Below are 9,634 nucleotides of genomic sequence, written 5' to 3' on the forward strand. Positions count from 1 at the left end.
CTCCAGTTTCAAACGCTTCAGTCCTCAGGGGGCAGAACAGCCTTTCTTTTCGGCCATTGCTCAGCCATCTGGGACATGGCTTAGTCCCGAGCTGGCCTCTGACGCTTTCAAGAGCGCACAAAGACTCCACTCATCCCCTCGCTTATTTGTTTTTCTTCACCTATACCGCTCGCGCGCAACAAGCTGTTGCACCATCCGAGCCGGTGACTGGCCAGGCTTGAGCCAGGAGACGACCTTATGACACATGATCACATGGCTGCTCCCGCTGTGGCTCCCGAGCAGGGCGGCGGTGCTGCAGAAGAATTGGCCTATCGTCTTCGCCAGCAACAGCTTGCCGCAGACTTCGGCCTATACGCACTGAGAACCCGCGACACCGATGCACTGCTGCAGGAAGCCACTCGGATCTGTGCGCTCGGCTTGCACAGCGAGTTCTGCAAGGTGATGAGGTACCTGCCAAGCGAGGAACAGTTCATCGTGCAGGCCGGAGTCGGCTGGAAGCCCGGCGTGATCGGCTTTGCCCGGCTTGGCGCCGATGCTGAAAGCTCGACGGGGTATGCTTTTCACACGGGTGCGCCGGTCATTTCCAACCACCTGACCAAGGAAAGCCGGTTCCGTACCCCGGCTCTGCTCGTGGAGCACGGGATCAAGCGTGCCATCAACGTGCTCATCCAGGGCGATGGGGGACGCTACGGAGTACTTGAGGTGGACAGTCCAACCGAGGGGCGGTTCACCAAGGCCGATCTGGCATTCATGCAGGGTTTTGCAAACCTCCTCGGCGTGGCGCTTGAACGGCAGCAGGCTGAAGAAGCCCGACAGGCAGGCGAGAGGCAGCTTCAGGAAGCCAAGGCCCATCAGGAGGTCCTGACACGCGAGATCAGCCACCGTGTCAAGAACAGCCTGGCCATGGTGGCAAGCCTTCTGAGCATGCAAAGGCGCTTGATCTCGGATCCGGCTTTGCAACGCGCGCTCGACGATGCCCGCTCTCGGGTCATGACCATTGCACAGGTGCATGACCGGCTTTGGCGTGCCGATGAGGTGCACATGATGGCGCTGGAAGAGTTCATGGTCCAGTTGTGCGACCAGATCCGTACAACTGCCGCGCCCGGTCAAACCTTAAGTTGCGCCATTGCGCCGATCGTGGTGGCCACAGATCAGGCGGTGCCGCTGGCATTGCTGGTCAACGAGCTGGTGACGAACGCGTTCAAGTACGCCTATCCAGACGGCAGCGGAGACGTGCGCCTCACCATCCAGCCAGACAAGCACGGGCACTTTCGACTGACAGTTTGTGACAATGGACAGGGCCTGCCTCCGAACTTCGATACCCACGATACCAAGAGCCTTGGCATGAAGCTGATCACCAGCCTCAGTCGTCAGCTTGACGGGCGGGCCGAATGGCAAAATGCTTGCCCAGGAACCTGCTTTGTGCTGGAGTTTCCGGTGCAGGAGCGTCCGACACGGCAGAACTGATGGCGCATGGAGCACCTTTCTGATCTGGCTTCGCACGCATCAGTGAAGGCAAATTTTGCGAAATAAGGCCTGTCGATGTCGTAGTATTTCCCCGCACAGTAACGGCTCTGAGCGAGGCGTATCCAGAGCGTGGGCAGAGAGACCGGATCTGGGTTGGTCCCCTGGCCGCTGCGGATCTCGTGGAGGAAACGGCGCTGGCTGCCATCCTGCGCGCGTTCACGGACCCACGCCGCCCCTCGACTGCAGGTACAATAGCCCCGCGTTAGTCCGGTGACGCGGCGGGTCCGTGAACGTCTTCCACAGACTCGATGACAAGCTCGTCATAGCCGATGAGCGAGCATGGCTCCCGACGAAACTGCAGGGCAGGAAGCACGACCGCAACGATTTCTGCCGTGCCGTAGACCGCCGATCCGGGAAGAGGATGTCCGCCTCTGGCGCTGCCGTTGCCGTCGGTGATCGTGATGTGAATGTGCTGTCCGGCCCGATCCACTGTCCCGACGAGCGACGTGACCTCGAAATGGCCTTCGTAGAGCGTGCCCTCCGGACAGTTGGCATGCCGGATCCAAACCCGCGTCAGGCTTCCGGCACAGGTCGCGAGGGCCATTGCACGAGCGCCCGCCTTCCTGAGCAAGGCCCGGAGCCCGTTCAGCAGATCCTCCCCGGGCCTCAGCCTTTGCGCAATGTTCAGGCCGGTCAAGGAATGGAGTGGCTGGTCATGCTGTATAGTTATCGCACCTGTCCTTCCGGTTTCGACTGAAGGTCAGCGGAACATCCCGTCGCCCCGTTTCTTTGCAATGCCATTGCTTCTAGAACCTGATAGGCAGTCAAGGGCCAAGACTCGATTGGCTTGTAAACGGAAGCATTTTTAGTTTTTCTGGAGAGTTATACAGGTTCTCTCGACACCCGCGAGCCTCACCCCGTTTCTTCTAGGCAGCCATCTGTTTCTCTGGATTCTTGACCTCGATCTGGCCCTTCTGTCCATCCTGCACCACCGGTCGATCCTGACCCACTCCATGCTGCCTGCGCTTCTTCTTCTGCTGCTTCGGCACCCCTTGGGTGTTGCCCCCGCTGCAGGCGCTTTCATTGCCATCAGCGTCCATCTTACCTGTAATGCGCTTTCTCCTGCCGTGGGCTTCGGGCAGGTGTGGCTGCCTGCGCCGTTCAAGACCTCCTTGGGTGCATGGAGCCATCTATGGCTTATCGGAAATGCCGTGCTCAGCTTCTGGCTCGCCCTCAGAATGGCAAGGATCGCCTTTCGCCAGCCATGGTCGCACTATCCCGTCATCGGAACTGCTGCATTGGTCGGCGCATCCTACGGCATCATCAACGAAAGCTCTCTGCTGGCCGCAGTGGCCAGCCTCACTCTGCCTGGTGCAGCCCACGGGCTGGATCGGCGGCAGAGGGGTGAAACCGCTTATCAAATGGGACCGCGTCGAGAGCATGGCCGAAGGGCCGGATCTTTTTCCGGAACATCTGAGGCTTCTAGACCAAGACACCAGTTTGTCCACTGGACCTTGTTCAAACCTTCATGTCTCGCGCGGACCTGCTTCAGTGAGACGCCTCTACTCGTTGCACTCTGTAATCGGCTGATTGGGTATAGTGCGTTCGCAGTTCCATGGTCGACAGGCAGGTTTCGCAACTTGGAAGCCGGAATCGCGTTCATGGGCAAGTGCAGAGGCTCGTCCTCAAGGACCGGCCCAAGTTTTGCCAGAAAGGTGACTGATCATGATCAATCCATTCCGGTTCCGGCCCGAGACCCCGGACACCGCCGATGAGCCCGAGGCCGAGGATCTCGACGGCGGCACAGGTAATTGGGAGAACAACGGACTTTCCAATTTAATGGCCTGGGCCAGCCGGGTCTTTCTGCCGTCTTGGTGCGACACTCCGGAGCACTGGACCTCCCGCCTCATGCAGTATTTTCGCACGTCCTGCCCCTGCTGCCTCTTCTTCAGAGGCATATCAATTGGGCTGGTCTTCGGACTCGGCATCGGTCTGGCTGCGGCCTTCTTTATCTAAAGGGCCACAAAGGATCTGAGGAAGCAGACGAAAGAAAGGCCAATGGGACCCGACAGCCACACGCCGGATGTTATCTGGCCGTTATGGCGCCCACTTCTCTTTTCCAGCCTTTCTACATATCCAAAGTTCAATTGGTCGATCATGCCGCGATCTTCCTTGATTAAATGCTTCGGCTGGATGTTAAGCGTTGCAATAAGCGCGGGATCTACTCGTAATATTACCGCCGTCGGGATATTACCGCCGTCGGGAAGTGAGCCGATTTCACGTGATCAAGGCGTTTTATCGACAAGCTGGCGGCAAAGGGCGTTGCGTAAAAATGGTCCCAAGGAAACCGCAAGCTTAGGTTGTTCGCGTAGAGGCTGACAAAAAACCCTTCGCCCTGTTTGTGAGTCGGAATATCCGCCTATCCGCTTGAAGGTTTAAGATATGTTGGACCAGGCGAAGCTTCAGAGTGCGAGTTGTAGTGTGAGGGTGGCGACAGCGGCTGCGGCATAGAGTACATTGGAACGGAGCGATGCCAATATCCTACCGGTGCGGGTGAAGCGGTGTCTGGTGGCTGAGGCAGCAGCCAGCCTGCTGGACGATAGAGACAGCGCCGCAGATATTGGCGCTATTGCCTTCTTTTGCTGTGCCGGGGATGGATAGGCGCACTTGGTCAGGGGCAGACAGCCGAGCGCAGCCGGGGGAATTTGTCGCAAAATTTTGAGGAGCGCCGGCCTGGGGAGCATAGCAATGGCTCGAAGGCCAAGGCGAGGGATGAATCACTCCTTACGATATCTCGTACAAGTGAAGATACAAGAAAAGCTTTATCGGCACATCGCCTTGAGCCTCTCGACAATATCGCTTGAGGGATAAGGCTTGGGGAAAAAGCAAGCGCCCTTGGGAAGGTCTTCCTGGCTCAGGTCTATGACACCTGACGCAATGACGATCTTGATCGACGGCCACTGCTCCCTGACATGTGCGGCAAGGCTCAGCCCGTTCATCGAGCCCGGCATGTCAACGTCGGTAAAGAGAAGCCCGATATCGGGCCTGGTCTGCAAGATAACCATTGCTGCATCGGCCGACTTGGCCTCATAGGTTCGAAACCCGGCATCTTCCAGCATGTCCACCGCTTCCATCCGGATCAGCACCTCATCCTCTACAACGAGAATGGCGGGGCAAGGGGGGCTTTCTTGTGTCATGATTGTTCTTCTCAACGTGTCGCATGCGGATGGGCCATCAATCTTTTTGTGATAACCCTGACAAAGGGGCTTGCAGTTCAAACTGCAAACCGAATGGTGCATACTTGAGTTCCGCCGTGCCGTTGAAGTAGCCGGCAAGGGCCTGTTCTATCAACCTGCTTCCGAACCCCCGCCGTGTCGGCTTTTCCACCGCCGGGCCGCCGCTTTCCATCCAGTGGAAGTGAAACACAGGTTTCTCCCCCTCCATCTGGACTTTCCACTCAACGCGGACCATTCCTTCCTCGCCGGAAAGAGCGCCATACTTGATCGCGTTCGTGGCAAGCTCGTGCAGGGCCATGGTCAGGGCAAGCGCCTGCTTTGAACCGATGACAAGATCTGGTCCGGACAGAGTCAGGCGTCCAGCTATCATGCGATGGGGAGCCAAGGCGGCTTCGACGACCTCGGCGATATGTGTTTCCGTCCAAGTGGCCTTGACGAGCCGGTCATGAGCCTGCGACATCATCCCGATCCGGGACTGGATCGAGGCACGCGCATCCTCCAGGCTTTGGGCTTGCCGCAGGGTTTGTGACACGATCGCATGAACCATGGCCATCGAGTTTTTGACGCGATGGTTCATTTCACCCAGCATCAGCTGAAGCTGCTCCTCTGCGACCTTGATCCGGTTGATGTCCGTGCAGCTGCCATACCAACGGGTGATCTGACCCGCCTTGTCACGTACGGCCTTTGCACGGCCGAGAACCCATCGGTACTCGCCGGAATGATGCCGCAAGCGGTACTCAACCTCATAAGGCTCGCCCGTTTCCAAGCTGTGCCGCCACCGCTCCCATGCCTGCTCGCGATCGTCTGGATGGAACATGCCCGCCCAGGCCTCGCCATCATTCGAGCCTTCGGGAACACCCGTGAATTCGTACCAGCGGTCGTTGTAATAGTCGTGGAACCCGTCCGGGCGGGTCGACCAGATCATCTGGTCGACAGAGTTGGCAATGGCATGGAACTTGGCCTCACTTTCATGAAGTTGCGCCTCACGAAGTTGCAACTCATGCATCCGGTCGCGCGCCTCGTATTGCCGCGCGCGGGCTTTCAATGCCGACCGGATGGCCCGCAGCAATTCCTCGGCATGCAAAGGACGGGACAAAAGAACGGCATTCCGAAGTGCATCCATACGAACCTTGGCCTGATCCGATCGATGGCGCACAGTGCCATTGGCCAACACAACGAACGGAACGTCCGACCAAGACGGTTGCTCAGCCAACGCGTCGGCGAGCCTGTCCTCATCCGACGCAACCAGCGCTTCTTCGGTGATCAGAACGGCACCGATGCCGTTGTTGATCATCAAGGCCAACTCGCTCAAGGTGGCTGCGACATTGACGCCGATGCCTGCCTTCTCAAGCAGCTGCTTTGCCACAACCGCGTCTCGCCCGCGAGGAGCCAGAACGGCTGCCGACAAGTCCGAGGCGGGAGCTTTTTGCCCGGTTTGGATCTTCACAGGCTGATCGTTTACGATGATCCTGCGCCATCATCATGCGACAATGGCAGCAGCTGATTGTCAGGAGATGCATAAACAAGCTTGCCTGACAGGATGCCAGTGAAACTCCGGAGGGGATCACCGATGACAATACCCGTGTGATCAATCTCCAGTTCGCGGATGCTGCGTTCATGGGCAGAGGTGCGCGTCTTAATCACCGCGATGGATTTGCGGACCTCTCCTTCGGCCTCGAAGTAGCGCAGCATCATGACCGTATCCGCCAGATAGCTGATGTCCAAGTCTGAGCGCAGTTCCCCCGTCACGCCATGCTGACCGAGGATCATCATCGAGACCACACCTTGCTGTGCCAGATAGCTGAGAAGCTCGTGCATCTGCAGGACAAGGAAATTATCGCTCGGCATCGCGTGGAGGTAGGCATTCAAACTGTCGATGACGATGAAACCGGCATCGTCCTTTTCGACAGCATCGCGGACGGCGCTGGCAAATTCGCCAGGCGACAGTTCGGCCGGATCAATCTGTCGAATGGTCAGGACGCCATCATCGATGAATGGCTGAAGATCCATTCCAAGCGCTCGTGATCGGATCAGCAAGGTGGCGAGACGCTCATCGAAGAGGAAGTAGGCAGCCTTCTGTCCGCGCTGCAGTGCTGCAATCATGCAGCGCACGGCCGTTGTGGTCTTTCCCGCACCTGCCGGCCCGGCCAGCAGGGTATTGGTCCCAGGAAACAGGCCTCCACCAAGCAGAGCATCCAATCTGGTCAACCCGGTCGTGACCGGCGTGCTGGAGAAGCTTCGGTGGTGATCCGCAGCGATCAGGCGCGGATACACACAAACGCCGCCCCGCTCGATGGTAAAGTCGTGGTAGCCGCCGTCATATTGTACGCCGCGCATCTTGATGATGCGAAGCCGGCGCCGTTCCGAACCAAAATCGTTGGCCAGTTGCTCCAGGGAAATGACGCCATGCGCGATGGAGTGCAGCTGCAGGTCGCCCGGCTCGGCCGTGCGGTCGTCCAGCATCAAGACGGTACAGCTTCGGCGTGCAAAGAAATGCTTCAACGCCAGGATCTGTCTCCGGTAGCGCAGCGGGTTCTGCGCCAAAAGCCGCAGTTCCGACAGGCTGTCCAGAACCACGCGGGCCGGATTGGTTTCTGCCACCAGATCAAAGATGGCCCGGACACTTTCCCCGAGTTCAACCTCGCTCGGATGCAGAAGCGTCTGCTCGTGATCGGCGGCGAATTCGTCCTCCGCCACCATCTCGTGAATATCGATCCCATCCAAAAGCAAGCCGTGTGACTGGGCCACGGCCCGCAGTTCGTCTTCAGTCTCGGACAGGGTGATATACAGGCCTTTCTCCCTGACCCTTTCACCTTCCAGCAAAAACTTGAGAGCAAGAGTCGTTTTGCCTGATCCGGGCGTTCCCTCGACAAGATACAGACGGGACGGGGTCAAGCCTCCCCGCAGGACGATATCCAGCCCTTGTGTTCCAGTCAGCATTCTGGATTGAGGATCACCCTCAAAAGTCTCGCGCATGCGTCATTGTTCCTATCAATAGCTTCATAACGTCTTAGGTGCTTTGAAAGATCATGTCGTTCGAAGGAACGGATCACGCAGCCTGCTTCATTTAAATAACCATGTTGTGCAGGTGAAGAACTTTATGGAGCCTCATCAGGCTGATGTCAGCCCGAGCGATGCTCATGTTCTAGGACGCATCATCGTCCCCCTGCCCCTCCAGTTACTGATGATACGTATCCTGCTCCCGGTGCAGGAAGCCAGCGATGTCCTGCGCCAGATTCCTTGCCATGATGCGGATTAGCATGTCCCGCTCGTCACGAGAACCTGTGGGGGTCATGGCGTGGCTGCGATTAAGGGCAACCATCATCTTTGATGACATGTCGATGCTCCTGCAGAACAGAATGGTTTCCCGACCCGCCTTCACTGTTCACATGGGTTGTCCGTGCTTCGTGCAAAACGACCGTGAGATCAATCTGTCCAACGGCAGTACCTTTTGCAAATATCGGAGGCCAAACAGAGCCGCTTGGGGAGGCCCCTTCAGGAGCGTCAAGAGCATACGGCCAGAGATGCGCAAGCCTGCCCTTGCCTCAGAAGAAGCGGCTAATGCGGAAGCTGGCAAATGCGGATGTGGTGGTGGCGCCAATGAGATCCGCAAGCAGCGCCACCGCCTGTGACCCGTTCAGGGGCTCGTCCTCAAGACCGGCCGAGTTCACGGCAATGACAGGTCCGTATGGAGGCGCAAGCAACCATTGGCCAAGAGCGCCAACGTCTTCCAGTATCCGGAGCAGTGCCTTCCAGCACGGTGACATGCTGGAGGTTGTCCAGATGACAACGTGTCGCTGCGCAGGCGGCAGGAATATAGTCTATGACCTCAAGCCGCGAGCAGCGGGAGTCCAGCAGGCGCGCGAGCGTTCCGTTCCTGCAACAGATGTCCAACCCATAATTGAACGGGCCCTGGTTCGACGGCTGCAAGCGTGCGGTGGTACTTTGCAGCCTCATACTCACGGGTCCGCTGCATTCGAGGATCATCACTGGCGGCATAAAGGCAGGTCAGGTGACCAGAATATCCTCAAGCGGCGATGATGATCTCCGGATGGAACCGAAATGCTGCTGGTGACAGGCCGCTGTGATGGACCCCTTCGGATCGTCGTCATCGATCAGCGCCGTCATCTGCGTTCTGTGACAGGCCAAGGCTTTCGCGTTCGCGTCGCGGGCACCAGGGCGTCGATGAGGCAGGAGGAAGCCACGCGATCCGTGAAGCGGCCCCAGATCGGATGACATGCCAATCCTGGGTCAGATCAAATGGAAGAAACCACCTAAGCCAGTTCGGCCACCCGTTCGTGATCGATATGCGGGTCGCAGCCCCAGTTTGGCCAAAATCATGGCGTGTTGCGGCATCAGGTCCGACAGCCAAAGGGCCGTTGCCCGGTCATTCGAGGCGGCGCAGTCGGGGTGGCCCAACTAGGCAACTGTCGCTTGGTGAGCAAGAATGCCGACAGCCTCGTGCAGTTCGGTTTCTCCCTCCCGGGCAAGGCGGAGCGCCGCCTAGCAATGCAAGTGGGGGGCGACGGGAGCTCAGTGACGTTCCATCGCGTCTGGCAAGGTCAAACTGGTTACTCTGCCAGACGGACTGAAGGCCAGCACAGGATGAGAATGGGCTGGGAGCAGGCGCAGGCTCGCAAGCCCTACCGGAGTAGAAGTGATTTTTGGCCGCTCGAACCAATCATCCCGGCCCGCAAACCGCTCGATGAAAACCAATTTTAAACCTTTTATAGGTACAGGCGTTTTATTGTAGCGTCGCATCGATGTGCCCTTTCTGGAAGGTTGACACAATGGCCCCCGAGCCCCTTTCCTATGAAATTCGCGAAATGTCGGAACGTTTGAGCGCCAGACGGGCGTTGTTCGACAGCACCCATGACAGCCACCTTCTTGCCGATCTCCAGCATTTGTTGAGGCGCCTCGCACTTGCACAG

Annotated in this window: 10 protein-coding genes; 3 read left to right on the forward strand and 7 right to left on the reverse strand. The window is 58.1% G+C overall.

Annotated elements, in window-relative coordinates; all coding sequences use genetic code 11:
• Positions 1-221: hypothetical protein (locus tag ACLHHB_RS11815; protein WP_410218480.1), on the forward strand; the 221-nt coding region annotated here is incomplete at its 5' end.
• A gap of 31 nt (positions 222-252) precedes the next feature.
• Positions 253-1,467: a sensor histidine kinase gene (locus ACLHHB_RS11820; RefSeq protein WP_410218481.1), complete on the forward strand. Its 1,215-nt coding sequence runs from the start codon at positions 253-255 to the stop codon at positions 1,465-1,467.
• Between the two features lie 262 nt (positions 1,468-1,729).
• On the opposite strand, the gene ACLHHB_RS11825 is transcribed toward ACLHHB_RS11820, so the two are convergent.
• Together ACLHHB_RS11825 and ACLHHB_RS11830 are read right to left on the reverse strand one after the other, a co-directional pair.
• Positions 1,730-2,164, reverse strand: coding sequence for a PPC domain-containing DNA-binding protein (locus ACLHHB_RS11825; RefSeq protein WP_410218482.1), 435 nt, complete (start codon positions 2,162-2,164; stop codon positions 1,730-1,732).
• 229 nt (positions 2,165-2,393) lie between these two features.
• The gene (locus tag ACLHHB_RS11830) at positions 2,394-2,567 is read right to left on the reverse strand and encodes a hypothetical protein (RefSeq protein ID WP_410218483.1); all 174 of its coding nucleotides are present in this window, start codon (positions 2,565-2,567) and stop codon (positions 2,394-2,396) included.
• A 625-nt stretch (positions 2,568-3,192) separates the two neighbouring features.
• Here ACLHHB_RS11830 and ACLHHB_RS11835 point away from each other — a divergent pair.
• Entirely contained in the window at positions 3,193-3,483 is a 291-nt protein-coding gene (locus ACLHHB_RS11835; protein ID WP_410218484.1) for a hypothetical protein, read from the forward strand.
• A gap of 806 nt (positions 3,484-4,289) precedes the next feature.
• Here the strand turns inward: ACLHHB_RS11835 and ACLHHB_RS11840 are convergent.
• From ACLHHB_RS11840 to ACLHHB_RS11860, 5 genes are all read right to left on the reverse strand, one after another.
• Positions 4,290-4,664 (reverse strand): response regulator, encoded by a 375-nt coding sequence (locus ACLHHB_RS11840; protein WP_410218489.1) that lies wholly within the window; start codon positions 4,662-4,664, stop codon positions 4,290-4,292.
• 37 nt (positions 4,665-4,701) lie between these two features.
• Complete coding sequence (locus ACLHHB_RS11845; protein WP_410218485.1) at positions 4,702-6,150, reverse strand: sensor histidine kinase; 1,449 nt, start codon at positions 6,148-6,150, stop codon at positions 4,702-4,704.
• Positions 6,151-6,161: 11 nt separating this feature from the next.
• Positions 6,162-7,679, reverse strand: a complete 1,518-nt coding sequence (locus tag ACLHHB_RS11850; RefSeq protein WP_410218486.1) for an ATPase domain-containing protein — start codon at positions 7,677-7,679, stop codon at positions 6,162-6,164.
• A gap of 202 nt (positions 7,680-7,881) precedes the next feature.
• Entirely contained in the window at positions 7,882-8,040 is a 159-nt protein-coding gene (locus ACLHHB_RS11855) for a hypothetical protein (protein WP_410218487.1), read from the reverse strand.
• Between the two features lie 1,196 nt (positions 8,041-9,236).
• The gene (locus ACLHHB_RS11860; RefSeq protein WP_410218488.1) at positions 9,237-9,464 is read right to left on the reverse strand and encodes a hypothetical protein; all 228 of its coding nucleotides are present in this window, start codon (positions 9,462-9,464) and stop codon (positions 9,237-9,239) included.
• Positions 9,465-9,634: the final 170 nt, after the last annotated feature.

The sequence above is a fragment of the Paracoccus sp. (in: a-proteobacteria) genome (genome assembly GCF_046462195.1).
In the GTDB taxonomy this organism is placed as follows: domain Bacteria; phylum Pseudomonadota; class Alphaproteobacteria; order Rhodobacterales; family Rhodobacteraceae; genus Paracoccus.

Bases quoted from the DNA above. Each gene is read 5' to 3' on its own strand.
- ACLHHB_RS11840 (WP_410218489.1), bottom strand. From the start codon at position 4,664: ATGACACAAGAAAGCCCCCCTTGCCCCGCCATTCTCGTTGTAGAGGAT.
- ACLHHB_RS11835 (WP_410218484.1), top strand. From the start codon at position 3,193: ATGATCAATCCATTCCGGTTCCGGCCCGAGACCCCGGACACCGCCGAT.
- ACLHHB_RS11850 (WP_410218486.1), bottom strand. From the start codon at position 7,679: ATGCGCGAGACTTTTGAGGGTGATCCTCAATCCAGAATGCTGACTGGA.
- ACLHHB_RS11820 (WP_410218481.1), top strand. From the start codon at position 253: ATGGCTGCTCCCGCTGTGGCTCCCGAGCAGGGCGGCGGTGCTGCAGAA.
- ACLHHB_RS11830 (WP_410218483.1), bottom strand. From the start codon at position 2,567: ATGGACGCTGATGGCAATGAAAGCGCCTGCAGCGGGGGCAACACCCAA.
- ACLHHB_RS11855 (WP_410218487.1), bottom strand. From the start codon at position 8,040: ATGTCATCAAAGATGATGGTTGCCCTTAATCGCAGCCACGCCATGACC.
- ACLHHB_RS11860 (WP_410218488.1), bottom strand. From the start codon at position 9,464: ATGCGACGCTACAATAAAACGCCTGTACCTATAAAAGGTTTAAAATTG.